Annotated in this window: 24 protein-coding genes; 9 read left to right on the top strand and 15 right to left on the bottom strand. The window is 63.1% G+C overall.

Going from position 1 to position 26761, the window contains the following annotated elements:
- Positions 1-9: 9 nt before the first annotated feature.
- Positions 10-1425 carry a TolC family outer membrane protein gene (locus AC07UB_RS06080; protein ID WP_494651715.1) on the bottom strand — a complete coding sequence of 472 codons (1416 nt, stop codon included), beginning with the start codon at positions 1423-1425 and terminating at the stop codon, positions 10-12.
- Positions 1426-1710: 285 nt separating this feature from the next.
- On the opposite strand from AC07UB_RS06080, the gene AC07UB_RS06075 reads away from it, so the two are divergent.
- Positions 1711-3564, top strand: a complete 1854-nt coding sequence (locus AC07UB_RS06075; protein ID WP_494651716.1) for an acetyl-CoA hydrolase/transferase C-terminal domain-containing protein — start codon at positions 1711-1713, stop codon at positions 3562-3564.
- A gap of 50 nt (positions 3565-3614) precedes the next feature.
- Here AC07UB_RS06075 and AC07UB_RS06070 read toward each other — a convergent pair whose 3' ends face one another.
- Positions 3615-4394 (bottom strand): enoyl-CoA hydratase, encoded by a 780-nt coding sequence (locus tag AC07UB_RS06070; RefSeq protein ID WP_492792995.1) that lies wholly within the window; start codon positions 4392-4394, stop codon positions 3615-3617.
- Between the two features lie 181 nt (positions 4395-4575).
- The gene (locus AC07UB_RS06065) at positions 4576-5280 is read right to left on the bottom strand and encodes a hypothetical protein (protein ID WP_494651717.1); all 705 of its coding nucleotides are present in this window, start codon (positions 5278-5280) and stop codon (positions 4576-4578) included.
- 234 nt (positions 5281-5514) lie between these two features.
- On the opposite strand from AC07UB_RS06065, the gene AC07UB_RS06060 reads away from it, so the two are divergent.
- Together AC07UB_RS06060 and AC07UB_RS06055 are read left to right on the top strand one after the other, a co-directional pair.
- Complete coding sequence (locus AC07UB_RS06060; RefSeq protein ID WP_494651718.1) at positions 5515-6060, top strand: sigma-70 family RNA polymerase sigma factor; 546 nt, start codon at positions 5515-5517, stop codon at positions 6058-6060.
- Between the two features lie 2 nt (positions 6061-6062).
- On the top strand, positions 6063-6701 hold the full coding sequence (locus AC07UB_RS06055) for an NrsF family protein (protein ID WP_492792992.1): 639 nt from the start codon (positions 6063-6065) through the stop codon (positions 6699-6701).
- 14 nt (positions 6702-6715) lie between these two features.
- Here AC07UB_RS06055 and AC07UB_RS06050 read toward each other — a convergent pair whose 3' ends face one another.
- Both AC07UB_RS06050 and AC07UB_RS06045 read right to left on the bottom strand, forming a co-directional pair.
- On the bottom strand, positions 6716-7825 hold the full coding sequence (locus AC07UB_RS06050) for a DUF2336 domain-containing protein (RefSeq protein ID WP_494651720.1): 1110 nt from the start codon (positions 7823-7825) through the stop codon (positions 6716-6718).
- Between the two features lie 63 nt (positions 7826-7888).
- A complete protein-coding gene (locus AC07UB_RS06045; protein WP_494651721.1) occupies positions 7889-9049 on the bottom strand; it encodes a GGDEF domain-containing protein in 1161 nt (386 codons plus the stop codon).
- A gap of 299 nt (positions 9050-9348) precedes the next feature.
- On the opposite strand from AC07UB_RS06045, the gene AC07UB_RS06040 reads away from it, so the two are divergent.
- From AC07UB_RS06040 to AC07UB_RS06015, 6 genes are all read left to right on the top strand, one after another.
- A complete protein-coding gene (locus tag AC07UB_RS06040; RefSeq protein ID WP_492792989.1) occupies positions 9349-9918 on the top strand; it encodes a sigma-70 family RNA polymerase sigma factor in 570 nt (189 codons plus the stop codon).
- Positions 9915-10595, top strand: a complete 681-nt coding sequence (locus tag AC07UB_RS06035) for a hypothetical protein (RefSeq protein ID WP_492792988.1) — start codon at positions 9915-9917, stop codon at positions 10593-10595. Before AC07UB_RS06040 ends, AC07UB_RS06035 begins: the two co-directional genes overlap by 4 nt.
- A gap of 30 nt (positions 10596-10625) precedes the next feature.
- Complete coding sequence (locus tag AC07UB_RS06030) at positions 10626-12101, top strand: S8 family serine peptidase (RefSeq protein ID WP_492792987.1); 1476 nt, start codon at positions 10626-10628, stop codon at positions 12099-12101.
- A 306-nt stretch (positions 12102-12407) separates the two neighbouring features.
- Positions 12408-13052 (top strand): OmpA family protein, encoded by a 645-nt coding sequence (locus AC07UB_RS06025; protein ID WP_492792986.1) that lies wholly within the window; start codon positions 12408-12410, stop codon positions 13050-13052.
- A gap of 80 nt (positions 13053-13132) precedes the next feature.
- Positions 13133-15397: a DUF4384 domain-containing protein gene (locus tag AC07UB_RS06020; protein ID WP_492792985.1), complete on the top strand. Its 2265-nt coding sequence runs from the start codon at positions 13133-13135 to the stop codon at positions 15395-15397.
- A gap of 149 nt (positions 15398-15546) precedes the next feature.
- Entirely contained in the window at positions 15547-15876 is a 330-nt protein-coding gene (locus AC07UB_RS06015; RefSeq protein WP_492792984.1) for a TIGR03809 family protein, read from the top strand.
- Here the strand turns inward: AC07UB_RS06015 and AC07UB_RS06010 are convergent.
- The 10 genes from AC07UB_RS06010 to folP all read right to left on the bottom strand — a co-directional run bounded on the left by AC07UB_RS06010 (position 15832) and on the right by folP (position 26697).
- A complete protein-coding gene (locus AC07UB_RS06010) occupies positions 15832-17202 on the bottom strand; it encodes a TIGR03808 family TAT-translocated repetitive protein (protein ID WP_492792983.1) in 1371 nt (456 codons plus the stop codon). The two genes, AC07UB_RS06015 and AC07UB_RS06010, sit on opposite strands and share 45 nt — an antisense overlap.
- A 124-nt stretch (positions 17203-17326) precedes the next feature.
- Complete coding sequence (locus tag AC07UB_RS06005; protein ID WP_492792982.1) at positions 17327-18574, bottom strand: multidrug effflux MFS transporter; 1248 nt, start codon at positions 18572-18574, stop codon at positions 17327-17329.
- Between the two features lie 95 nt (positions 18575-18669).
- Positions 18670-19341: a pyroglutamyl-peptidase I gene (locus tag AC07UB_RS06000; RefSeq protein WP_492792981.1), complete on the bottom strand. Its 672-nt coding sequence runs from the start codon at positions 19339-19341 to the stop codon at positions 18670-18672.
- The gene (gene meaB / locus AC07UB_RS05995) at positions 19338-20303 is read right to left on the bottom strand and encodes a methylmalonyl Co-A mutase-associated GTPase MeaB (RefSeq protein WP_492792980.1); all 966 of its coding nucleotides are present in this window, start codon (positions 20301-20303) and stop codon (positions 19338-19340) included. The genes AC07UB_RS06000 and meaB overlap by 4 nt, the downstream gene beginning before the upstream one ends.
- 52 nt (positions 20304-20355) lie before the next feature.
- Entirely contained in the window at positions 20356-22515 is a 2160-nt protein-coding gene (scpA, locus tag AC07UB_RS05990) for a methylmalonyl-CoA mutase (protein ID WP_492792979.1), read from the bottom strand.
- Positions 22516-22559: 44 nt separating this feature from the next.
- On the bottom strand, positions 22560-23024 hold the full coding sequence (locus tag AC07UB_RS05985; RefSeq protein WP_492792978.1) for a GFA family protein: 465 nt from the start codon (positions 23022-23024) through the stop codon (positions 22560-22562).
- Between the two features lie 5 nt (positions 23025-23029).
- A complete protein-coding gene (locus AC07UB_RS05980) occupies positions 23030-24895 on the bottom strand; it encodes a methylmalonyl-CoA mutase family protein (RefSeq protein ID WP_492792977.1) in 1866 nt (621 codons plus the stop codon).
- Positions 24896-24981: 86 nt separating this feature from the next.
- Positions 24982-25473 carry a 2-amino-4-hydroxy-6-hydroxymethyldihydropteridine diphosphokinase gene (gene folK / locus AC07UB_RS05975; protein WP_492792976.1) on the bottom strand — a complete coding sequence of 164 codons (492 nt, stop codon included), beginning with the start codon at positions 25471-25473 and terminating at the stop codon, positions 24982-24984.
- Between the two features lie 4 nt (positions 25474-25477).
- Positions 25478-25843 carry a dihydroneopterin aldolase gene (folB, locus tag AC07UB_RS05970; RefSeq protein WP_492792975.1) on the bottom strand — a complete coding sequence of 122 codons (366 nt, stop codon included), beginning with the start codon at positions 25841-25843 and terminating at the stop codon, positions 25478-25480.
- A complete protein-coding gene (folP, locus tag AC07UB_RS05965; RefSeq protein ID WP_494651724.1) occupies positions 25840-26697 on the bottom strand; it encodes a dihydropteroate synthase in 858 nt (285 codons plus the stop codon). The genes folB and folP overlap by 4 nt, the downstream gene beginning before the upstream one ends.
- Between the last annotated feature and the right edge of the window lie 64 nt (positions 26698-26761).

Genomic DNA, 26761 nt, shown 5'->3' with positions numbered 1-26761 from the left:
CTCCCGAAACTAACGTCCTGACGGCGTGCGCACGCCGTGCCAGGCGTCGCGCACCTGATGATAATGCACCTCGGGCAGATAGTCGGGCGTGTTGAGGTTGAGGGTGCGGACATCGAGGCGGCCGATGGCGCTCAGCAACGTGTAGGACGCGATCACGCGATCGCGCTGCGCGAGAATCTGGCGTGACCGCGCTGCTGTGAGATCCTGCTGTGAATTAAGCACATCGATGGTGGTTCGCTGACCAGCCTGCGCCTCGCGGCGCACGCCCTGCAAGGCGATGTTCGCGGACTTTACCTCGGCTTCGGCAGCCGCGAGTGCGACCTTGGTGCCTTCGCTGCTGATCCATGCGCTGATCGCCGCCGTGCGCGCCTGATTTCGCACCTGCTCCAGCACGAGGCGGCTTTGCACCGCCGTTTCCTTCGCCTGCCGGGTCTGCGAGGCGGCGGTGCCGCCGTCGTAGATCGGCACGGTAAGGGCGCCGACGATGGACGCCTGATCGGCGCGCTTGGTGCCCAGATTGGGATCGCTGTCGGCGCTGCGGCTGACATTGCCCTGCACGTTGACCTGGGGGAGCAGGCTGCTTTCGGCGACGCTGATGGTCGTCGTGGCGATGTCGACGTCGTAGGTCGCCGCGATCACCGCCGGGTTCTCACGGATCGAGGTATCGATGCTTTCCTGCCGGCTGCGCGGCACGAAGCGGTCGACGGTCTGCGCGGCGGCAAGGTTGCCCGGCATGTTGCCCACCACCTGCTCGTAGACGGCGCGGCTGGTTTCCAGCGCGACCTCGGCGGCGTTGAGATCGGCGAGGCCGCGGCTCAGCCGCGCTTCCGCCTGCGCGGTATCGGTCGGCGTGACATCGCCCGCGTCGAGGCGCTTTTTCGTGATGCCGAGCGTTTCGCGCAGGAAAGCCACGTTGCCGCGCTGGGTTTCCACCAGCGCCTGATTGGAGATCACATTCATGTAAGCAGTGACGGCATCGAGCAGCACGCCCTGTCCGACATTGCGCAATGCCTCGCGGCCCGACAGCACCTGGAATTCAGCAACCCGGACGCTGTTCGAGGTCTTGAAACCGTTGAACAGGTTTTGGGTGACGGTGACGCCGATGGTCCACGGCTTCAACGTGGCGGTCTGGATCGTGTTGTCGACAAGCAGGTTGCGAACCGGCTGCAACCCTGCGCTCAGGCTAGCGATGATCTGGGGGCGGTAGCCGGCCAGCGCCTGCGGCACGTTTTCGTCGGTGGCGCGCTGCTGGGCGCGCGTGGCGTTGAGCTGCGGGTTGGATTGATAGGCGCGGGCGAGGGCCTCGTTCAGCGTTTCCGCCTGCGCGGCGGTCGTGAACCCGGCAAACAGCACGACGCCGATAGCTGCGCCCGACACACCAAAGCGCCAGCCTACGTCGCCAAACCTTGAAGCCCGCCGAACCATCGTGTCCCGTAACAAGTCGCGGTGGGGATTGCATCAATCCGGAACCAGCACGCTTCATTCGTACACTGTTTAGAGCGCGTTGTTGGCGCGGGCAAACGTCCCGGCAAAGAAAATCGGCGACTGTGACAATGTGCACTGATTTGTTATCGCGCGGAGCGGTATTCGCTTGACCGTTCAAGGCCTTCTGATGAAATTACAGGCTAGCGGACCCCATTCGGGAGTACGATGCCGCGCCTCCCTTGTGCGTTGCCGGGCCCCCCGGCGTGGTGGACCAGCAGATATCCGATGCCGAAAATCTATTCCGATCCAGATGCGATCGCGGGCGACATCATCCGCGAGGTCGGAAAGAAACTGGTGGTCGGGCTTCCGTTAGGACTCGGCAAGGCTAACCACATCGTCAATGCGCTGTTTCGGCGGGCGGCCAGCGACAGTTCGATCCATCTCACCATCTTCACCGCCCTGACGCTGGAAAAGCCGACGCCGGCGGCGGACCTCGAGCGACGGTTCATCGCGCCGGTGATCGACCGGCTGTTCGGCGGCTATCCCGACCTCGACTACGCCCGGGCGCTCCACGCAAAGAAGCTGCCGCCGAATATCGAAATCGTCGAGTTTTTCTTCCTCGCCGGCAAGTGGCTCGGCAATCCCTATTCGCAGCAGCATTACATCTCGGCGAACTACACCCACGCGTCGTCCTATCTGTTGACGCGGGGCGTCAACGTCATCGCGCAACTGGTCGCCAAGCGGGTCGTCGATGGGGAGACACGCTACAGCCTGAGCAGCAACACCGACACCACGCTCGATCTGATGCGGGCGCGGGCTGACGGCAAGATCGCATTCAAGATCGTGGGTCAGGTGAACTCCGAACTGCCGTTCATGCCGGGGCAGGGCGATCTGCCCGCGGACGAGTTTCATGCGGTGCTCGACAGCCCGGAAACGGACTTTCCACTGTTCGCCCCGCCATCCGAGCCGATCTCCGATACGAAATACGCCATCGGGCTCCATTCGGCGGGGATGGTGCGCGATGGCGGCACCTTGCAGATCGGCATCGGTCAGGTCGGCGATGCGCTGGCGCAGGGATTGATCGTTCGTCATCGCGACAATGCCGCCTATCGCGCGGTCATGTCGCGGCTGGCCCCGGGGCTCACGCCGCGTGAAGCGGGCCCGTTTGCGACCGGTCTCTATGGCCTCAGCGAAATGTTCTTCGAGGCATTTCTCGCGCTGATCGACGCCGGTGTGCTGAAGCGCGAAGTCGATGGCGCACTGCTGCACGCAGCTTTCTTCCTTGGGCCGAAATCGTTCTATCGCGCCTTGCGCGACATGAAACCGGAGCACATTGCACGCATCCAGATGGTGCCGGTGTCGTTCACCAACCAGCTTTACGGAGGCGAGGACGCCAAGCGCCGCGCGCGGATCGATGCGCGGTTCGTCAACAACGCGATGATGGCGACACTGATGGGGGCTGCGATCTCCGACGGTCTGGACAGCGGTCAGGTCGTCAGCGGCGTCGGCGGCCAGTACAATTTCGTGGCGCAGGCATTCGCGCTGGAGGGTGCGCGATCGATGTTGACGCTGGAATCGGTGCGCGGCTCCGGCCGGAATGCCCAATCCAACATCCGCTGGTCCTACGGTCACACCACGATTCCGCGCCACCTGCGCGATGTGATCGTCACCGAATACGGCATTGCCGATCTGTGGGGCAAATCGGATGCCGACGTCATCGCGGCAATGCTGAGCGTCGCGGATTCACGATTTCAGGGCGAGTTGATGCGGGAGGCCAAGGGCGCGGGCAAGCTGCCGAAGATTTACGAAATCCCCACCGCGCATCGCGAGAACTTTCCGGACCGCATTGCCGCCGCGCTCAAGCCGTCGCGCGACGCCGGCCTGTTGCCCGCGTTTCCGTTCGGCAGCGATTTCACGGACGTCGAGCGGCGGCTGATTCCGGCCTTGCAGATCTTGAAGGAAGCCCTGGCCAGCAAGCTCGATCTGCTTGAGCTTGCGTGGCAAGGATTTCGCGCAGGACCGCCGGACGAGGAAACAGCCGCCTGTCTGGCGCGGCTGCAACTCGACCAGCCGGCGTCGTTCGCCGACCGGCTTTACCGTGCGCTGGTCAGCGCCGCGTTGGCGCGTAGCAAAATTTAGTTGAGCATGATCTTGTCGGAAAACCGGTACCCACTTTTCCGGATCGTGCTTTAACGGTTCTTGAAGTTCGGCTTCCGCTTCTCGATGAATGCAGCCATGCCCTCGGAGCGGTCTTCCAGCGCAAACGTCGCGTGGAACAGGTCGCCCTCGACATTCATGCCTTCGGCAAGGGTCGTTTCCAGCGCGCGATTGACAGCACTCTTCGCCATCGCGGCCACCGGCTGCGACATCGCCGCGATCTTGTCCGCAATGGCGAGCACTTCTTCCATCAGCTTGTCGGCCGGGAAGATGCGGCTCACGAGTCCGGAGCGTTCCGCTTCGGCGGCGTCCATCATGCGGCCGGTGAGGCAGAGGTCCATCGCCTTGGACTTGCCGACGGCGCGCGTGAGGCGCTGCGTTCCGCCAAGGCCCGGAATGGTGCCCAGCGTGATTTCCGGCTGGCCGAATTTGGCGGTGTCGGACGCGATGATGATGTCGCACATCATGGCGAGCTCGCAGCCGCCGCCGAGCGCATAGCCGCTGACCGCGGCGATAGTCGGCTTCTTGCAGGTGGTGACACGATCGCCGCCGATGTCCATGAAATCCTGGCTGAACATGTCGATGAACTGCTTCGGCTGCATCTCCTTGATGTCGGCGCCGGCGGCGAACGCTTTCTCGTTGCCAGTGATGACGATGCAGCCGATGGCTTCGTCTTCCTCGAGATCGTCGACGGCGGCGGCGATCTCGCTGAACACGTCATAGGAGAGGGCGTTGAGCATCTTAGGCCGGTTGATCCGCACAATGCCGACCGCGCCCTTGTTCTCTACGATGATGTGTTCGAATGCCGTCATGTTTCGCCCCTGATGTGCTTGTGAAAATGGAGCGCGTCGCGCGCCGTTGGCCGCAATCTGCCTTTCGCGGCATCGATCCGCAAGACCGGTGACGGCGGGTCTGTTAAGGCGCGCGAAGCAAAAACGCCGATCCGCAGGGGATGCGGACCGGCGTTTGCATTTAATGCAGACGGTGTTTGCGTCAGGCGATGAACAGCCGCGCCGCCGAAGCCAGCGTCAGCAGGCTTCCGAAGGCGATGAAGATCTTGCCGATCAGCGAGGTCTTGCTCCACGGGTCGCTGTCGTCCCCCTTGAACACCGGCTTTTCCGACGACGACACTGCCCGGACGATCTTGCCGTTCGAGGCGGGGGGAGCTGGCGCGACGGCGACCGGAGGGGCCGGCGCGGCATCTTGCGCAATCTGCTGATTGCTGTCGGAATCGTTCGGCGGGTCGGCGGCGGCAATCAAAACGCCATTCACGGACGATACGTTGGTGCTGTCGAGCGCGGCAATGTTCCGCGCCTCGTCATTGGCAAATGATTCCGCGTGGGCGTTCGCGACTTCGGGCGACAGCTTGGGCTTGGTGGATTTTGCCGCGTCATCCTTCTCCGCAAGTTTTTGCGGAGCGGGCTTCTGCGCGACGGCTTTCGCGACAGATTTGGAGGACGCTTTCGACGCGGATTTTTTCACGTGCCGGACATGAGCCGTCCGGGTTTTCTTCGTGGCCTGCGCGCGCCGCTGCTTCTTGAATTTCGAAAGGACCATCGGCCGATCCGCGGCAGCCACGCTGCTTTTTGCAACCGGCTTGGCGGTCGATTTGGCGGCCATCGCCGGCGTGCCGGAAAAGCTCATCCAGATTCCGGCCGCTGCGACCAGCGCCGCTATTCCAGCAGTCCTTGTCCGCATGGCAATTTCCCCTTTTGCCAGAGCCACCAGCACAAGCGGACCAGACCGGTGCGGAATGGCCACAGGACGGCGAAAAAAGGGAATCTTGTGACTTGCTGCCCTAAAAAAGGCTCAGACCGGGACGGCTGCGCAGGCCCACTCATGCTCTTGGATCAGTTATTCACGATTGCGTGATTGCAACTTCCGCCCGTAACACTTTAGGAACAGAAGCGAATTGCCTTGATAGGAGCGCGCGTGCGCGGACGTGAAGACGAATGGACCGACCTGATGAAGGCGGCCAATGCCGGGGACAACGCCGCATATCTTCGCCTCCTCAAGGCCGTCACACCGGTCCTGAGAGCGGCGGCGCGGCGGGGTCTGGCCCGCGCCGGTCAGCCGGTCGATCAAGCCGAGGACATCGTGCAGGACATTTTATTCGCGGTGCATTTGAAGCGGCACACCTGGGACACGAACGCCCCGTTTGCGCCGTGGCTGTTCGCCATTGCCCGTAACAAGCTGATCGATGCGCTGCGCCGCCGTGGCCGCCGGATCTTCGTCAACATCGACGATTTCGCGGAGACGCTGCCGGGCGCGCCGGTCGAGGAGACCGTACCGCCGGGCGAAGTCGCCACCCATCTCGAAGGGTTGCCGAAACGGCAGCGGGATGTGCTGCAAGCGATTGCGGTCGATAGTGCGTCGATCAAGGAGACGGCTTTGAGGCTGTCGATGACCGAAGGCGCGGTGCGCGTGGCGCTGCATCGCGGGCTGACCGGTCTCGCCAGCAAACTGCGGAAAGAATGACCATGGATACCAACGATCTGATCCGCACCCTTGCCGCCGATAACGACACGCACCAGCGCCCGGTCGGCAACGTGCTGCTGGTCGCGCTGCTGCTCGCCATGCCGGTGGCATTCGCGCTTTTTCTCGCCGGACTGGGAATGCGGCCAGATGTCATGACCGCCATGGGCAATCCGTTCTTCGATCTCAAGTTTGCAATCACTCTGGCCCTTGCCGGTTCGGCCATCGCGATCAGCCTGCATCTGTCGCGGCCGGAAGCCTCGCTCGGACGCTGGGGCTGGCTGCTGGCAATTCCGCTTGGCCTTCTGGGCATCGGCCTGATGGGCGAGATGATGATGCCGCACCGGACATCAATGTCGACGCGGCTGATCGGCTCCAACTCGAAGGTTTGCCTCACCGCGATCCCGCTGCTGTCGTTGCCGCTGCTGGCGGCGGCGCTGATCGCCCTGCGCCGCGGCGCGCCGTCGCGCCCCGCGGTGGCCGGCGCATTCGCCGGGCTGTTGTCCGCCGGCCTCGCCGCGACGCTTTATGCCTCGCACTGCACCGACGACTCGCCGATGTTCGTGGCGACCTGGTATTCGATTGCAATTGCGCTCGTCACCGCGATCGGCGCGCTTGCGGGATCGCGCGTCCTGAGATTCTAGGCCGCCGTCGTCGGCTATATCGTTTCGGTCTGCGCCGTGTCCTGTCGCATCCGGTAGAAGCGCAAGACCTGCTGGGCGGTGGATGGGCGCAGCAGGTCGTAGCTCGACTGATGCTCGTTGATGTCGCCCATGTCATCTCCCGCCGCGGTTCGCATCGCGAAAATCAGTTTGAGTGTCGCCCACGACAGCCCGGTGACCTTGGCGAGAACCATCAGCCCTTCGGAGCGTGACTCGATCATCATGCTTTCGACGGTCGGGACGGAGACGTTCGCGCAGATCGCGATCGCCGCGCTGGTTTCCTCGAATTTTCCGGCCGCTGCGAACGCGGCGATTTCCTTTTCGTCGAGACGTCCGTCGTCAAACAGGGATTTAACGAGGCGTTGTGCGTTGGCGGCCTGCATGCCCACGGACGCGTCCTGGCTGGCATCGCGAGCGGCTTCCTTGACGGCGACAGAGATGTCGTCCGAAGCGCGCGGATTGGCGGCCTGCAGGCGCGCACGCACGGAGTCCGACGCTCGTGCGATCAGCTTGAGATAGTGCGGCCTTGGAATCCCTTTTCTCGATCCGAGACATGTCGCGAGGTCGTCGTTGCCTTCGGCGCGGGATACCAGTTGCGTAAAGCCCTTGTCGGAAAACTCCGCGCCCGGATTGTTGACCGCGCTCTCCACCACCTCGGCATTGCCGCGTTCGACGAGGACGTCGGTGACGACGTCGCTCAGAATTTTTCGTTTCGAGATCGCGAGCAAATGGCCCTGGCTCTTGCTGCGCGCGTTTTCGATCAGCATGTTGTCGTCCAGCCGCTCGGAATGCGACAGCACGGGTGCTGCGACCTCGATCTCGTCGTCGAAAGCCAGCGTATAGATCAGGCGCGGCGGTGCTTTCGATACGGGCGCCATGCGATTCGCCAGCCGTGACTTCGCGGAGGTTTCGATTTGCTGGATCAGGCAATGGAAGACGTCGTCGAAAACGTTGATCTGTTCGTCGGTATAGTCCACCACGCCGTGCAGGAAGAGGTCGGTGACCCGGCGCAAAGTTTCCACGCGGCGGGCGACACTCCCGCTCGCAAGGGCATTCTGCAACTCGTCGAGAAGATTTACCGGCCGCGCCGCGGATCTCAAACTCATGACTTTCTGTCCTGAAACACTGAAACAACACGGGCCGCCGAATTCTTGGCGGCCTGAAATAAACTAAACAGCGACGACCTTGTTACGCCCGAGGGCCTTGGCCTGATAAAGCAGTTGATCGGCGCGAGCGAGAATGCTGTCCGCGGAGTCATCCGGCCGCAGCATTGCAAGGCCGGCCGACATCGTGACGCGCATCTCTTGCGAAATCGCGCTCCAGTCGAGATCGCCCACAATCATGCGCAGCCGGTCGGTCGTGCGCAGTGCTGCGCCCTCGGACGTCTCCGGGAGAATGAGCAGGAATTCCTCGCCGCCATACCGGCCGAACTTATCGATACTGCGGATGTTGGCGAATATGGTAATCGCGAATGCCCGCAGCGCTTCGTCGCCCACGGGATGACCAAACTGATCGTTGATCCGCTTGAACCAGTCGAGGTCGATCAGCGCGACAGCGCAGGGCATCTTGCTGCGGCGCGCGCGGGCGATCTCTTCGTCGAGCGTGTGCATGATGCTGCGGCGGTTGAGCGAGCCGGTGAGTTCGTCGAGTTCGGCAAGTTCTTCGATGCGCTTGTAGGCCGCTTTCAGTTCGATGCCGCGCCTGTAAAGAGATTCATGCAGCGAGGAGCTGAACAGTCCGACGGTCATGCCGCGGCCGAGTACCAGAATGAAAACCAGCATGGTTGCGAAACGCTCGAGCGGCGTTTCGTGAGGCAGGGCGATGGGCTTGTCCGTGAGAAGAAAGAGAACCGTGAGCCCGATGGCGGCGATGGTCCATCCGAGGATCGTCTGGCGAGGAGACGAACGCAGGGCTGCGAATGTGTAGACAAGGAAGATCGAGCAAAGGAACAGGCAGCCGACTTCGGGCGCGACGTACAGGAACACCAGCATGATCGCCAGGCTGATGGTGCTTTGCTGGCTGATGAAATAATGATCCTTGAACCTGTCGTTCACCCTGGCTTCGGATATCGCAATAAACGCAGCCACCGACAGCAAGCCGCAGACCCCATAGGCTGCCGCAACCGTGAAGGTGGTGGTGCCCGCATAGGCGTAAATCAGCAGGATCGCGGCGTCGATTGTGTAGCTGACGCCAACCATGTCGAGCATCTGCCGCCGCTGTTTCGTTCGGCGGGCGAGGACCTCGGGCGTTAATTCGATCTCAAGCACCGAAGGCACTGGGCCAGAAGCGCCTAGCAATGATTCAGGTGCTGATGACGCCGCGCTGCGCATGAAATTCGCCGCTGAAGGTAAGCAATGCGGAACTGTAGGCGGGAAAGCCTTTAGGTTTGGTATCATTGGGAGGGACAGGCCACCTTGGCTGCCCCGAGCCTTTCGTGATGTCTCGATTAGTCCGAAACCGGTAAATTAATACCTAAATCGTATTCCTAACCTGATAACTTGCCCTTGTTCATGATTCAGGGGCATTTTGCGTTTCGCCGATCCGGACAGTTCTGGGAAATCGCGAAGATTTTCACAGATTTGATCGAACCCCTTCCCAGTCGCATGCGACCAACCTTGCGAGACGGCCATTGAGTGCAACTCACGCGACTTCGGACGAAGTCCTGATCAGTCGCATCGCCCAAGGTGACCGGCTCGCGATGCAGGTGCTTTACGGAAGGCACCACGTCAGGGTGTTTCGCTTCTCGCTGCGGCTCGTTCGGAACGAGTCCATCGCGGAAGACCTCATCAGCGAGGTTTTCCTCGATGTGTGGCGTCAGGCCGGCAAGTTTGAGGGCCGGTCCGCCGTCTCTACGTGGCTGCTGGCGATTACCCGGTTCAAGGCCCTGTCTGCCCTCCGCAAGAGGAAGGACGCGGAACTGGACGACGAAGCGGCTGCCGCGATCGAGGATACGTCCGACAATCCGGAAGTCGCAGTTGCGAAGAAAGACACGAGCAACGCGTTGCGGAATTGCCTGACCGCACTTTCGCCAGACCATCGGGAGATCGTCGATCTCGTCTACTACCACGAGAAATCCGTGGAGGAAGTGGCCGAAATCGTGGGCATCCCGGAGAACACGGTGAAGACGCGCCTGTTTTACGCGCGAAAGAAATTAGCCGAGTTGCTCAAGGCAGCCGGCATAGAGCGAGGTTGGCCATGACTTCTGCGAGCAAGACCACGAAGCAAACCGCCGATCGCGAACCCACCGAGCTTGAGGCTCTGTTGCCGTTCCATGCTGCCGGGACTCTCAACCTGCGTGACGCCCGCCGCGTCGACGAGGCGCTGGCCAGCGACCCCGATCTGGCGCGGCAGTATGCGGCAATCCAGGACGAGTATGCCGAGACGATTTTGCTGAACGAGAGCCTCGGCGCGCCGTCGTCGCGGGCAATGCAGAAGCTGTTCGCGGCCATCGATGCCGAGCCCGCGCGCAAGAATGCATCGTTCAATCCCGTGATGCGGGTTGTCGGGTTCTTCTCTAGCCTTTCGCCGCGAACGCTGGCTTATTCCGCGGTCGTTGGCGCAGTGGCGCTGTTGTTGCAGGCCGGCGTCATCGGCACGCTGGTCAAGGATCGCGCAGACGGCAATTTCCAGACAGCCGCGTTCCCGACCCAGTCGAGTGCGGGCACTTTCGGGTTGCTGCGCTTTTCGCCGGATGCAAAAGCCGACGACATCACGCAATTGCTCAACACCTACAATGCATCCATCGTTTCGGGTCCGAAGGCCGGGGTGTTCCGCGTTCGGTTCGGCGACAAGGCGTTGTCGAAGGAGGAAGCGGCGCAACTGCTGACGCGGCTCCAGGCTGAAAAAATCGTCAGCCTTGCGGTGGCTGCCGACTAACGGCCGATCAAGAACATCCGAGGACGCCAGATGACCGAGACAGGCAAGGGCAAGCGGCGATCAGGTCTCGTTCGGTCCGCGCGGCCGGTGGCGGTGGCTGCGGTGATCTTCAATCTGGCGGCTCCGCCGGTGTTTGCGCAGGGCTACGGCAATTTCAGTATGCGCACGGCGCCGAGCATCAATACGGGGCCGCGGATCAACGTGAATCCGTCGATCCGCTTTTCGCCGAACATTCGTTACGACGGATATGACGATGCTGGCCCAAGGCCGCGCCCGCGCATCATGCGTGACGCCGATCAAGGTCCGCCGCCAGACGATCGAGGCGGACCGCCGCGCCGCGCCGCCCGCAAGAACACGCCGGTCGCTATCGACAGAACCTATGTCGCCAAGGAAGTGCTGATCGAGGTCGACGGCAGCCCCACCGATGCGCAGGCTGACGATCTCGCGCGCCGCCATCGGTTGACGCGCGTTCAGTCGCAGAATTTCCCGCTGACCAACAGCACGTTTTTTCGCTGGCGCATTTCCGACGGACGATCGGTCGACGCTGTCGTGCGCGAGCTTGTTGCCGGCGGTAACGTGAAGGCGGCACAGCGCAACAACATCTTCAAGCTGCAGCAGGATACGGCTCCGAAGTCCGAAGGCGATCCCGCGCAATATGCGCTTGCCAAGATGCGGCTGCCCGAGGCGCACGCTCTGTCGGTCGGCGCGGACGTGACGGTCGCGGTGATCGATTCCGGCATCGACGTGACCCATCCCGAACTGGCCGGCGTGATTGCCGGGACGTTCGATGCGTTGAACAACGGCGAAGCGGCGCATCCTCACGGCACCGGCATCGCGGGCGTCATCGCCTCCCATGCGCGGCTGATGGGAACGGCGCCGTCGTCGCGCCTGCTGGCCATTCGTGCGTTCGGCGCGCAGAAGAGCGGCGCGGAGAGTACGTCTTTCATCATTCTCAAGAGCCTCAATTACGCACTCGCCAAGAATGCACAGATCATCAACATGAGCTTCGCGGGGCCGCACGATCCCGCCATGGAGCGTGGATTGGCCGCCGCCGCCGCCAAGGGCATCGTTCTGGTGGCCGCCGCAGGCAACGCCGGGGCGAAATCGCCGCCGCTGTATCCGGCCGCGGACCGCAATGTCATCGCAGTGACGGCGACCGACCAGTCCGACCGGCTGTTCGCGCAGTCGAATCGGGGCAGCTACGTTGCGATTGCCGCGCCCGGCGTGGACATCCTGTCGCCGGCTCCTGACGGCAAATATCAGATGTCGTCGGGCACCTCGATGTCTGCTGCTTTCATCAGCGGTGTGGCAGCATTGATGATCGCCCGGAATCCCGGCGTCTCTGCTGCCGAAGTTCGCGGGACACTGTTGTCGACCGCGCGCGATCTCGGGCCGAAGGGCCGCGACGATCAGTTCGGGGCAGGGCAGGCCGATGCGTTCAGCGCGGTTTCCGCGATCACGGCGGCTCCGATGGCCGCAGCGTCGGACAGCAGCCCGAAGCAGTAGCGCCGTCGCTGACAGGGTGCCGTCAAGTTCGTAAATTTCCTGAACCTGATGAATGTTGCCGCCGACCAATGGCTGCGGGGCGACGACACGCTCGTCTCTCGCAGCCAGGTTGGTGCGGGCGCCCATCCACCCTCGCGCCGTCATGGTTTGGCCCGCCCGGTGTCCCCCGGGCGGGCCGTCTTGTCGCAATCGTTGCATCGGTTAAGCGATAGCCCGTTGCGACTCTTGACCGCTTTGGGCGATGTGGACAAGGATGAGGCAGATTCATCCATTTGCCGCGAAAAGTATTTGATCAGGGACCGTGCAATGCCGAACCAGTTTCCGAAACGGGCCCGCGGTCTGATCGCGCTGGTGATCTTTTTCGCGTTGAGCCCGGTGCCGCTGCACGCTCAATCGCTTGAAGACAAGATCGGCTCCGCGCTCCAGGCGAAGAAACCGCTGACGCGCAGCATCACGGCAGCGCCCGATCCGAAAGCCGCGGCGGAGAAGCAGATCATCGACCGGCTGCGGACGCGCTCTATCGCCGTCGAAGCCGTGGCTGCGCCGACGGCCGACGAACGCGCCCAGATCGCTGAAATCGCGCGCGACAAGCCCGCGATCGATCTCGAAATTCTGTTCGAATACAATTCCGCCGATATCAGCCCCAAAGCAGCGCCGGCACTGGTTGCGCTCGGCAACGCATTGTCGCGGCAGGATTTGAAGGGCTCGGTGTTTTTCATCAACGGCCATACCGACGCGGCGGGTGGCGCCGACTACAACCAGTTGTTGTCGCAGCGCCGCGCCAATTCGGTTCGCCGCGTTCTGATCGAACAATACAAGCTCGCGCCCGATACCCTGATTGCCGCCGGATTCGGCAAGGAGCAGTTGAAAACCCCCGCCAATCCGCTCGGCGAGGTCAATCGCCGCGTGCAGATCGTCAACACCACCGTGCAGGCGACGGCCGGGCGATGAACGTCTGAACCTGACGATAGGCCGGCGTGACCAATGCATGGCGGGATTTCGCCGAAGCGACTGATTTGAAGGGGACGTTCATGAGATTTCCGGGGTTTGGTCTGCGCGCGCTCCGTGTGACGGCTGCCGCAGGGCTGGCCTTCGGTGTGGCCGGAACTGCGCTGGCGCAGGACGCCGGGGCGATCGCCCCGCCGTCCGATCCGGTTGCGAAGGCCGCGTTCGACGTCCTCGACAAGCATTGCGCGCGCTGCCATCAGACCGGCAAGCTGGTCGAGCGCGAGCGCCCGGCGAAGAATTTCGGCAACGTGCTGAAGCTCGACGAAATCGCCGCCAATCCGCATTACGTTCTTCCCGGCAATCCGCTTGGCTCGAAGCTGTTCCGGCAGATCGTCGACAAGGAAATGCCCTACGATATTTATTACGAAGGCGCGTCGCACGCGCCGCCGTCGGAGGCCGATCTCAAGGCACTGGAAAGCTGGGTCACGGCGCTCGGAACCAAGGCCGTCGCAAGCTGCGAGACCCACAAGTTCATCACGCCGGAGGACATGGTGTCCTTCATGGGGTCCGACCTCGACAAGCAGCGTCCGCAACGCCGGGCCACGACCCGTTACCTGACGCTGACGCATCTCACCAATATCTGCACCGATCCTGCGGCGATGAAGGTTTACCAGCAGGCCGCGGTCAAGTTTCTCAACTCGCTCTCGCGCTCGTCCGATGTCGTCAGGCTGGAGACCATCGATCCCGAGGGCAGCATCCTGCGCTTCAATCTCGCCGATCTCGGCTGGAAGGCATCTGACTGGGACAATGTGATCGCGGTCTATCCCTATAATATCGCGCCGGACACCGAGTTCAGCCGCACGCTGGCGTCGGGCGCGCGGACACCGATGCCGTATGTTCGCGCGGACTGGTTCGCATTCACCGCGTCGCAGCCGCCGCTCTATGACGTGCTGCTGCAATTGCCGAATACGTTTCAGCAGCTTGCGCGGGAGCAGGGCATCGACGTCGAGGGCAATATCCGCAACTTCGTCGCGCAGCGCGCCGCGTTCCAGCGCTCGGGCGTCAGCCAGAACAACCGGCTGATTGAGCGGCACCCTTCACGCAGCGGCTTCTTCTGGACCTCATATGATTTTGCCGGCAACCGCGACCGCCAGAGCCTGTTCGATCATCCGCTCGGGCCGACCGGAGCCAATGCGTTTCATCATGATGGCGGCGAAACCATCTTCAGCCTGCCGAACGGATTTCAGGCCTATTACCTGAACACTGCGAAGGGCGACCGCCTCGACAAGGGACCCACCGCCATCGTGCGCGATCCGTCGCGCAAGGACTTCACCGTGACCAACGGCATTTCCTGCATGGGCTGCCACGATCAGGGGATGCGCAAGGCCAAGGACGACGTCCGCGACCTGGTTCTGAAGGGGCGGACGTTCCCGAAGGATGTGCGCGATGCGGTCGAGGGATTGTATCCCCCGCATGACAAGATGGACGCGATGATCGAGGATGATGCGAAACGCTTTGCGGATGCCATGAAGCGCGCCGGTCTCGATGCGACGCTGAAATTGAACGGCATCGAGATGATCAACGCGCTTGCCAAGCGCTATGAAGACGATCTCGACCTGACGCTGGCGGCGTCCGAACTCGGTCTCACGAAGTCCGAATTCAACGAGGGTGTCGCGGATGTCGAGCAGAAATTCCGCCCGCTGGTCCGGCGGCTCGCCCAGGGTGCCGTTCCGCGCGATCAGTTCGAAGCGGCGTTCCGCCAGATCGCCCCCGACCTCACGGATCTGACGGTTGTTGCGATCAGGAATGCGCGGCCGCCCGAACCCCTGACAAGGCCGATTGTCAGCAGGGACGATCTCTCCCTGACATCGGACAAGGACAGCTACAATCTCGGCGATACGCCGGTCTTTACCATCGTGGCGCCGCGCGACTGCTTCCTGACCCTGACCGACATCGACGAGCGCGGCGAGGGCACCGTGCTGCTGCCAAACAGCTTCCAGCAGGATAACCTTCTTCGGGCTGGCGTACCGATTCGCTTCCCGGGAGCCGGTGCGCCGTTTCAGTTCCGAATGAAGGACAAGGGCATTGAGACTGTGACGGCTGTATGCGCGACGCAGGCCGGTGGCGGCGACCGCATCCAGCACGACTTCAAGAAGAACCAGTTCACGCCGGTACCGAACTACACCTCCGCACTTGCACGATCGATCGCGGTGGAGGCCATCAAGCCCGGAACGTCATCGGTATCCGGCACAACAAATACCGGCGGGGTGGCGGTTTCAGGCCGCGAGCCGCCGGCGGCGGGATCGCGGGTGTCGCTTCGCGCTGCGATCAGGCTACAGGTGCGTTAATTTCAGGCAGTCGTGGTTGCCGCGAACGCGGGTCACGAAAGTCGCATGTATCCGCGGTAAAGAGTGAGCTATCTGCTTTGCGTTGCTAGCCTGCGGGCGATTCCGGTTGCGTTGCGTGACATTTGCTGCAGCAATTTCCTGGATTCGAAATGGCCAATTCCGGCAATACCGAACACGGACGGAATGTCGTGACACGCTGGCGCATGCTGGCCGAGCGACGCCTGACCTATCTGGTCGAACTTTACGAAACCGGCCGCTGGAAGCTTTATTACAAGGAGCCGGACTTCCTGAAGGTCATTCAGGAAGCCCGCGCGGCGCTGAAAACGTGGGAGAAGCTGGCACCGCCCGATCCGGTGCTGGACAAGCCGGTCGAGGTCGCGCTGGCGCAGGCGGCGAATGCCGAGGTCCCGACACAGCCGTTCACGGATATCTCGTCAGCGCACGGCGTTAAGACCGAGAACGATCTGCGCAAAGCGTGAAGCTCCGTCGGCGCCAAGATCGGCCGTTACTGTCTTGGCATGATCGAGCCCGACGATCGCGGAGCCCCTCGATCCCGAAATCAGGTTGTTGCTGACCAGCGCTGTGCCGGCGCCCGGCACCACCGATACGCCGATGCCGATGAAGGCGTTGCGCAACACGTTGCCGGTGATGGTCACGTCGCGCAGATATTTGCCCCAGCCTGCCATGATCCCGAATGAAGGCGCGTTCTCGACGACATTGCCGGTCACGGCGGCGTCGGCTTCGACCACGATGCCGATACCGGCGTCGTCGTCGGGTGCCGTGCCGATGGGACGCTTCGGCAGAATATTGCGTATGATGTTGCCGTGGACCGTCACCATGCGGCCGCCCTCGTTGAAATTTGCGACCGAAACGCCGACCGCGCAGATGTCGACGGTGTTGTTGGCGATCACCGCGCCCTCGAATGCAAATTCCGAATAGAGCGCGACCTCGCGCACGTTGCTGATGCTGTTGCCGGTGATGTGGATGTTCGATGCCGAGTTGCCGCGCACGCCGGAATAATCGCAATTGCGAATCCGGTTCCCGCTGACAATGACATTGCCGGCGCGAAACGCATTGATGGCGTTGCCGTGCTGTCCGGAGCCGCCCGGACCGGCTCTGATATCGTCGATGCGGTTGTTGACGACGATGGAGCCGTCGTCGCCCATCGTGGTGCGCAGGATCTCGATGCCGTTGTCGGAGGCGTCCTGAATCGTGTTCTGCGCGATCAGCAGTCCCAGCGCATCGAACGATGTGAATGCGGTATTCGCCGTCTTGCGGATGGTGTTGCCGCTGACTTCGCCCGCGATGCTCTCGAACCAGATGCCATATCCGCCGCTGCCGACAATGTCGCAATCCTGCACGCGGACATCGAGGCCGTTCTGGAAGTGCACCAGCCCGCGGCGGTCGGCGAGCTTGATGCCTGCGCCGTCGAGCGTGAGACCGGAAAGCCCGATGCCGCTGGCGCCGTCGCTGCCGAGCAGGGAAGGGCCGCCGGTGAATTTGAGGATGCTCGCGCCGCGCACGCCGACAAGCTGCGCGCCGCTCGGCAGCCGCAACGCCCCGGTGCGATAAACGCCGGGCGGCAGCGCTAACGGCATCTGCGCGCCGGCAGCCTCGTTGATCGCGCGCTGCAAGGCCCTGGTCTGGTCGTCGGGACTGTTCGGCCGCACGCCGTATTGCGCGGCATCGCGGCCGAGCGTGGACATGAGCGGCGCTGCCTGTGCGCGCTCAGGCGCGGCCGTCAGCACGCCCGCTGCCGCACCCGCGGCGGTGGCGTTGATGAGGCTGCGGCGGCTGATGTCCATGATGCGGCCCTGTGCGAAAATGCACGCTAAGACCTAATGCAGGAATGCAGCGAACGATGCCTCTACCCGCGCGTTTGCGCGCGATTGTCGGTGGTAGGGTTAATGGAATGAAGCCGCGCGCCGGTCAGATTGGCGCGTTGTGGGGCTTGAACAGCCGGCCTTTTTCGACGGCGAACACAACGGCAAGTGCGACCACCGAACTCAGCAATGCGCCGATCGAAAGCGGGATCACCGTGCCGTCATAGTACTGGCCGATCGCCGATCCGACCGCGATTCCGATCAGGGTCGTGATAGATCCGAACAGCGATGAGGCGGTTCCCGCGATATGTCCCTGAGGCTCCATCGCCAGTGCGGAGAAATTGGAGAACATCAATCCGAACGTAAACAGGCTGGCTGTGGCCAACACCATGAACAAGGACAGCGGAAGCCATCCCGCCAGGGCTGTCGTCAGCATGACCGTGGCGAGGAGCAGTTGCGCCACGAGGGCAATGTGCGAAATCATGCGCATTCCGTAGCGGCCGACAATGCGCGAATTCACGAAACCAGCGACGGCGATTCCGATGGCGATGGCGGCGAAAGCCAGCGGGAAGTAGTGGCCGAGTCCGTAGACACCCGTGAATATCTGCTGCGAGGACAAAACGTATCCGAACAGAATTCCCTGGATGCTGCCGGCGGCGAGCGCATAGCCGAAGGTCTGCCGCGTCTTGATCGTTTGGAGGAAATTTTTGGCCACTTCACGGACAGCGAGGGATTTGCGTTCGGTGAGCGGCAAGGTTTCGGGAAGGCGAACGACAACCCAGCCCAACGTCAGTATGCCGTACACCAGCAGGACGATGAAAATGCCGTGCCATTCCGCGGCGAGCATGATTGCCTGTCCGAACGACGGCGCGATCACCGGCACCGAAATGAAGATCATCATGGCGAGCGACATCACGCTCGCCATACGGCGGCCGCTGTAACAATCCCGGACAATGGAGGTCGCGATCACGCGCGCAGCGGCGGTGCTGAGCCCCTGCAATCCGCGGGCAAGCAGCAGCGTCTCGAAGGACGGTGCGATGATCGCAAGCAAACTGGCGATACCGTAGACGATCAAGCCGCCAAGAAGGATAGGTCGTCGGCCGTAACGGTCCGCAAGCGGCCCGATGATGAACTGGCCCGCTCCGAAGCCGGTCAGGAACACCGACAGCACGGCCTGCACGCGGTTGGCGTTGCTAATATGAAAGGCCGAGGCCACGTCCGGCAGGGCTGGGAGCATCAGGTCCATGGCCAGCGGATTGAGGGCCATGATGGCCGCTACGATGGCGACGAATTCCCGGAAGCCCATCGGGCGATGGGTCGAGGAAATCCATGAATTGGCGCTGGTGTCGGTCATGAAGGGCTCGCAACAAGGAGCCCTCTATCTAAGGATTGATGCTGCGGCGCACAACGTCAGTTCCCGTATGGCTGCCAGCCGGAATCGGCGACCGATCAGGCCTCGGCTCTGTTCCTCGCCAAAGGTCGCGCCAGACGTGCCACTTCCATGAGCACGGCTTCCCCGGCATCGACCAGTTGTTCGAACGTGACGGGCTCGGAAAGTCCCCTGCGACGGTGCACCGGCGCGCGGGGCACCAGCGGCACATGGACGAAGGCGGCAAGGCGAGGGCCGTCGCTGATGCGGGTCGCCTCGATGGCGCGCCAGCTCAGGTAGTTGCAGAGATAATACCCTGCGCTCAATGAGGCGCGGGCATCCACGCCGGTCTGTTGCGCGGCGCGCAGCAGCCCGCGCGTGTGCGGCCCGAAGCGCAGCGTCGAATCCGGCCCGTGGACAATGGTCCGGCTGCGAACCGATGCATGTTCGGCGTCGGGCCAGATTTGCGTGACGGTATTGCGCGCACGCGTCTCGATGCGAACGAAGGATGTGCGTGACGCGAGCCCGAACATCAGCAGCGCATCGGGACGATGAGTCGTGATCAGCGCGGGCAATTGGCGATCGACCGCGCTGTATGTCACGGGAAAAACATGTCCGATCCGTTCGACGCCGTCGAGCGCGGGCCGACGCAAGCGCAGCAGCCGCTCAACGAGTTTTTCCGTCGGATTGTAGGGCGCGCCGGGAAATGGGCGGAAGCCCGTGACCAGAATTCGCGGCTTGCGGCTTGTCATTGATGGAGCAGCGCCGCGACGGCATCGGCCGCGATGGCGGGCGTCATGCGGCCATCGGCAACCGCGGCCTCGGTCTCCTTGACCTGCGCACGGATGGCGGGGTCGGAGCGCAGCCGCGCTTTCAGCCGGCCCTCCAGCATGGTCCACATCCATTTGACCTGCTGCTGGCGGCGGCGCGCGTCGAAGTCGCCCGATGCACTCATGGCCGTGCGATGCGCGAGGATTTTCTCCCACAGCGCATCGATGCCGGTTCCGGCAAGCGCAGAATAGGTGACCACTGGCGGATGCCAATGTTCGGAGCGTGGCGCAAGGATGTGAAGCGCGCCGCGATATTCGGCGGCGGCGAGGTTGGCGCGCTTGATGTTGTCGCCGTCGGCCTTGTTGACGGCGATCATGTCCGCCAGTTCGACGAGGCCCTTCTTGATGCCCTGCAATTCGTCGCCGGCGCCAGGCAGCATCAGCGCCAGGAAAAAATCGGTCATGTCGCAGACGGCCGTCTCCGATTGGCCGATGCCGACAGTTTCCACCAGCACGACATCGAAGCCCGCGGCCTCGCACAACAGCATCGCCTCGCGGGTTTTCGCGGCGACGCCTCCGAGCGTGCCTGAGGCGGGAGAGGGGCGGATGAAAGCGTTGTCTTCCGCCGAGAGCCGCGCCATGCGCGTCTTGTCGCCCAGGATAGATCCGCCGGTGCGCGCCGACGATGGATCGACCGCCAGCACCGCGACCTTGTGGCCCTTGGCGATCAGCGCCATGCCGAGCGCATCGATGGTGGTGGACTTTCCGACACCGGGCGAACCGGTAATGCCGACGCGGACCGCCTTGCCGGTCAACGGCAGCAGTTCCTGCACCAGATCGCGCGCCTGCGCCTGATGATCGGCGCGGCGGCTTTCGATCAGGGTAATGGCGCGGGCCAGCGCGGCGCGGTCGCCGGAACGGAGGGCATCGGCGAGTTGCGGCATCGTGTTACCTGAGCTGATGACCGGTGAAGGCAACGCGAATTCCAATCGCCATTTACTCCGCAGCCGCGCTCGAGTGTCCCAGCCGCAGGTTGAGCTTGCGGATCAATTCTTCCGCAGCGTCCGCGATCACGGTGCCTGGCGGGAAGATCGCTTCCGCGCCGGCCTTGTACAGCGCGTCGTAATCCTGCGGCGGGATCACGCCGCCGATAATGATCATGATGTCGTCACGGCCGCGCTTCCTGAGCGCTTCCTTCAATTCCGGGACGGCGGTGAGATGAGCTGCCGCCAGCGACGACAGGCCGAGCATGTGCACGTCGTTTTCCACCGCCTGACGCGCAGCCTCGTCGGCAGTCGCAAACAGCGGCCCGATATCGACGTCGAAGCCGACGTCCGCGAAAGCCGAAGCGATCACCTTCTGTCCGCGATCGTGGCCGTCCTGACCGATTTTCGCGACCAGAATGCGCGGGCGGCGGCCTTCCGCGTCCTCGAACGCATCGATCAGCGCCTGTACCTTCTCAACCCTGTCGGACATGGTGGCGGCCTCGCGTTTATAGACGCCGGTGATGGATTTGATTTCGGCGCGGTGACGGCCGAACACTTTCTCCATGGCGTCGGAAATCTCGCCGACGGTGGCCTTTGCGCGCGCAGCATCAATGGCCAGCGCCAGCAGGTTGCCGGTGCCTTCGGAAGCCGAGCGGGTGAGGGCGTTGAGCGCCGCATCGACGTCCGCCTGTTTGCGCTCGGAGCGAAGGCGCTTCAGCTTGTCGATTTGCAAACGGCGCACGGTGGAGTTCTCGACCTTCAGCACGTCGATGGCTGCCTCGTTCTCCGGCTTGTACTTGTTGACGCCGATGACGGACTGACGTCCCGCGTCGATGCGCGCCTGCGTCTTGGCCGAGGCTTCCTCGATCCGCAGCTTCGGCACTCCGGCCTCGATGGCCTTGGCCATGCCGCCGAGTTCCTCGACTTCCTGAATGTGCGCCCATGCCTTGGCGGCGAGATCGTGTGTCAGCCGTTCGACATAGAACGAGCCACCCCACGGATCGACGATGCGGGTGGTGCCGCTTTCCTGTTGCAGGAAGAGCTGCGTGTTGCGCGCGATCCGCGCCGAAAAATCCGTCGGCAGCGCGAGCGCCTCGTCGAGCGCGTTGGTGTGCAGCGACTGGGTGTGTCCCTGCGTGGCCGCCATCGCCTCGATGTTGGTGCGGACCACGTTGTTGAACACGTCTTGCGCGGTGAGCGACCAGCCGGAGGTCTGGCAATGGGTGCGCAGCGACAGCGAGCGCATGTCCTTCGGATTGAACGGCTTCAGCAGCTTTGCCCACAGCAGCCGCGCCGCGCGCATCTTGGCGACTTCCATGAAGAAGTTCATGCCGATGGCCCAGAAAAACGACAGCCGCGGCGCGAAACGGTCGACATCGAGTCCGGCGGCAAGGCCCGCGCGGAGATATTCGACGCCATCGGCGAGCGTGTAGGCCAGTTCGAGATCCTGCGTCGCGCCGGCTTCCTGCATGTGATAGCCGGAAATGGAAATGGAGTTGTACTTCGGCATCCGTTGCGACGTGTAGGCGAAGATGTCCGAGATAATGCGCATCGATGGCGTCGGTGGATAAATGTAGGTGTTGCGCACCATGAACTCTTTCAGAATGTCGTTCTGAATGGTTCCTGAAAGCTTTTCCGGCGGCACGCCCTGTTCTTCGGCGGCGACGACGAACAGCGCGAGGATCGGCAGCACCGCGCCGTTCATGGTCATCGACACGCTCATCTGGTCGAGCGGAATGCCGGCGAACAGCGTACGCATGTCGTAGATGGAATCGATGGCGACGCCCGCCATGCCGACGTCGCCGGACACGCGCGGATGATCCGAGTCATAGCCGCGATGGGTGGCGAGATCGAACGCGACCGAAAGACCTTTCTGGCCCGCAGCTAGATTGCGGCGATAGAAGGCGTTGGAATCTTCCGCCGTCGAGAAGCCTGCGTACTGACGCACGGTCCACGGCTGGTTGACGTACATTGTGGGATAGGGGCCGCGCAGATAGGGCGCGATGCCGGGCCATGTGTCGAGAAAATCGATGCCTTGCAGATCGGCTTCGGTGTAGCCCGGCTTGACCAGAATGCCTTCGGGCGTGAGCCACGGTTGTGCGTTGCTCTCGCCGCCGGTGACGGTGGCTGGCGCGAACGCGACATCTGCGAAATTCGGAATACGGCTCATTCTACTGTCTCGACTTTGCGTGCAATCAAGCCGGCAACGCGCGGCTACGTATTATGGTCCGGATGCTGATAGCTGACAATGCTGCCAGCCTCGATGAAACCAGCGCTTTCTGCGGTGGTTTTGCCGGGAAGGTTGTGCAGATGGCCGACCCAGGCGAGCTTGGATTCAATACCGATCTGATAGGTCGGGATGACGCGATCCGGCCGATCGAATGCGCCGGTGAGTAACTCGATCGCCGAGCCGTTAAGCTTGCGATAGCTGAGCGGCGTTCCGCAGGCCGTGCAGAAGTCGCGTTCCGCCAGCGACGACGAGCGAAACGTTCCCGGCGTGCCGCGGGTCCACGCGAAATCGCCATGCGGTATTTCCACGAACGCCGCGAACGGCCCGGCCACAGCCTTCTGACACATTCGGCAGTGGCAGACGCTGATCCGTCCGGGGTTGCTGTACGATGCAAAGCGAACCGCGCCGCACTGGCAGCCGCCGGTCATAACGGGCTCTCTGTTCTTCATGACACCTACCTCATGAGTTGATAGGCAGCTTTCAGTGTCGCGAGGGCATTCCCGCCGGCAAAGATAAATTCACCGACGCCGGCCGAGCGGAGGCCGGATTCCAGATCGCCGGGGCGCCCTGCCAGATAGATATGTTTTGCACCTGCAGATTGAAGGGCCTGCGCGGCGGCAACGGCGCTGGCGGCGTAGACTTTGTCCGACGAGCAGAGGCACACCAGCGCCGCGCCGGAACTCTTGAAGGCGGCCGCCAGCGCTGCCGGATCGGAAAAGCCGTCGGTGTCGAGGGCTTCGATGCCGCCGGTCTCAAAAAAACTTTTCGCGAATGTCGCGCGAGCGGTGAAGTCAGCCGGCGTTCCGAGGCTGGCGAGAAACACTTTTGGCCGCGCGGCGGTGTCCTTCAGAATCCGGTCCGACATGTCGCGCAGCGCTTCGAACGGAGACGCCAGACGGATGGGTGCGAGCGGGTCGAACGTGATCGTTGGCGCTTCGCCGGGCGGCAACGCCACGGGCTTCGCATCCAGCACGGCCGGAATCTTTTCGTGCAGGTTCGGGAATTCGCTGGCGCCGGTCAGCACATCCTTGCGTTTGGCGATGTTGACGTCGCGCGCGGCGCGCACGGCGGCGACTTTCGTCTGTATGATATTCTTCTCGAGTGCGGCGAACGCACCGCCGGCCTTTTCGATGTCCTGAAACAGCGTCCACGCGGCTTCGCAAAGCTGTTTCGTCAGCGTTTCGATGCCGCCGGAACCGGCGGCGGGATCGGAGACCTTGTCGAGATTAGATTCTTCCAGCAGCACCAGTTGCGTGTTGCGCGCGATGCGCCGCGCAAACGCATCCGGCAGGCCGAGCGCCAGCGTGTGCGGCAGCACGTTGATGCTGTTCGCGCCGCCAAGGCCGGCCGAGAACGCCGCGATGGTCGCACGCAGCATGTTCACGTCAGGGTCGCGCTGCGTCAGCATCCGCCATGCGCTGTCGGCGGCGACGAAAAGCGGCCTCGGCGTCAGTCCGCAGCTTTGTTCGATCCGCGCCCACAGCAGCCGCAGTGCGCGGAATTTCGCCATGGTGAGAAATTGATCCGCATCGGCGGCAAGACGCGCGTAGATCATGCCGCGTGCATCGTCGAGCGGAATGCCGGCGGCTTCCAGCGCGCGCAGATAGGCGACGCCGACTGCGAGCACGAAAGCGAGCTCCTGTGCTTCCGAGCCGCCCGCGTCATGGATCACGCGGCCATCGGCTGGTGCGAACGGGCCGCGAAAGCCAAGCTTTGAAAGTTTCGCGATCTTGTCGCCGAACACCTTTGCTGTCGATTCCCAACTGCCGGGGCTGCCGCCGCGCACGGCATTGCCGCCGATGGGATCGAGGCCGAAGCGGACATTCACCGCAGCCGGTGAAATCTTGCGCGCGGCAAGCAGCTCGGCAAAATGCTGCCCCATGTCGCGCGATTGCAGGCCGATCTCAAGTTCGATGCCGATGCCGGCATCGAGGTACACGCCGTCGAGCGCGCGCGCCAACGCCTCTTTGGTCGGAGGGAGGCCGTAACCGCGCGCGCCGTTGGCGCCCGCGAAAACAAGCGTCAGTCCATTGGCGCCGTTTTCGAGATCGTGCAGCGCCTGCGCATTGGCGATGGCCGCGTCGGGATGATCGACGCGCTGCATGATCTGCCACGGGCTCCCCGCTGCGCGGGCAGGAATCGCCGTCGCGTTTCGCGCGCGCTCGTAGATCGGATCGATCCGCAGCCCGTCATAGGTCTTGCCCACCAGCTTTTCGAACGGTGCGCCTTTCAGCACGCCGTCGGCCAGCTTTCGCCAGTCGTCATGCGTGGCGGGGGCGAAATCGGCCGCGAGCGGCAGGTTGTCGGTTTTGATTGACATTCAGACGGTTAGCTCCCGGAGCTTTGGATTTTGTTGTCCGGAAAATGCCACGTGGCTGCGCGCAAGCCAATGGCTGTTTGCCGCGTCTAGTGCAAGTCGGGCAGGCGTTCGATGCCATCAGCCGAAACCCTCGCGAGGGCCTGGCGCGGGGTTTGCCCCGCAATGAGACGATCGGGCACGATCTCCGCGAGCGGCACAAGCACGAAAGCGCGCTCAAACAGGCGGGGGTGCGGCAGGATCAGTTCCGGCTTGTCGAGACGAATGTCGTCGTAGGCGATCAGGTCGAGATCCAGCGTGCGCGGGCCCCAGCGCCGTTCCTGCGCCCGGTCGCGGCCGAATTTTTTCTCGATCTTGTGCAGCGTGAACAGCAGCGCGTGCGGATCGAGAGGCGTTTCGATCTCGATGCAGGCGTTGATGAAGGGCTCCTGCTGTTCGTCGCCCCACGGCGGTGTCGCGTAATCCGAGGATCGCGCGACCAGCACGGCCTGTGTCATGCCGCAGATGTTGGCGATGGCCTTGCCGAAGGTTGCGCGGACATCGCCGACATTGCCGCCGAGAGCAATGAGAACATTCGCCATTTGTTCAGGACCGTGTGCGTGTGATGACCACGCCGACGTCGTCGAAGATCGCGGCGATCGGCGCGTGCGGCTTGTGGACAGTCACCTTGACCGTGCTGATGCGCGGAAAGGCTTTCAGGATGGCCTCCGCGACAGCGCCTGCGGAGCGCTCCAGCAGATAGTAGTTATGGCCCTTGAAGGCCGCGCTCGCTGTCGCGACCACGTCGGAATAGGAGACGGTGTCGGCCAGCTTGTCGGTGCGGGAGGATTCGGCGAGATCGATGGACAGTTCGAGATCGATCACGAAGCGCTGGCCGACCTCGGCTTCGTGCTCCATGACGCCGTGGCGGGCGTGGATCAGAAGCCCCTTGATAAAGATCGTGTCGCTCATCGTTTGTCCTCGATTGCCGATGCCACGCGCAGGGCCTGCACCGTTTCAGCCACGTCATGGGCGCGAATGATTTTGGCGCCGTGCAGCGCCGCCAGCACATGCGCCGCGATGGAGCCGCCCAGCCGCTGGTGCGGCTCGGAGGGCATCACGGATGAGATAAAGCGCTTGCGCGAGGCGCCAACCAGCAGCGGCAGGCCGAACCGGCTGAATTCGCCAAGCCGCGCCAGCGCGATCATGCTTTGCTCGGGGGTCTTGCCGAACCCGATGCCGGGATCGAGCACGATATGCCCCGCCGGGATGTTTGCCTTGGCCGCGATGTCGAGCGAGCGGGCGAAAAACGCCAGCATGTCCTGCACGATGTCGATGGCGGGATCAGCACTGTCGCGGTTGTGCATGACCACGACCGGCGCGCCGTGTTCCGCAATCACGCGCGCCATCTTGGGATCGCGTTGCAGGCCCCATACGTCGTTAGCGATAGCCGCTCCCTTGCCGAGCGCCCATGCCGCGACCGACGCCTTCATGGTGTCGATGGACACGGGTGTGCCGAAGGCGACGACCGCCGGCAGAATATTTTCCAGCCGCTGCATTTCCTGTTCGGCTGAGACGGGTTGCGAGCCGTAGGGACGGGTGGATTCAGCACCGATGTCGATGATGTCGGCGCCCTCGGCGATCATGCGTGATGCCTGCGCGAGAGCCTGCTCGGGCGCGGCGAAGCGGCCGCCGTCGGAGAACGAGTCCGGTGTGATGTTGAGCACGCCCATGACCGCCGGAAACGGCCGTGCGAGCAACGGCCGCAGTACCGGATGATGCTGCGCGGCAGCCGGATTCGAAGATCGGGACGGAGCGGCCATCATGGCGTCGCTTTGCGCGGTCCCCGCTGGCCTGTCAAGCGATGGCGGAGGGGGAGATGGCCCAAGA

Source organism: Afipia sp. GW821-FHT04G03 (assembly GCF_059419985.1).
The sequence above is the reverse complement of the archived record's forward strand: the minus strand, read 5'-3'. Positions and strand labels throughout refer to the sequence as shown.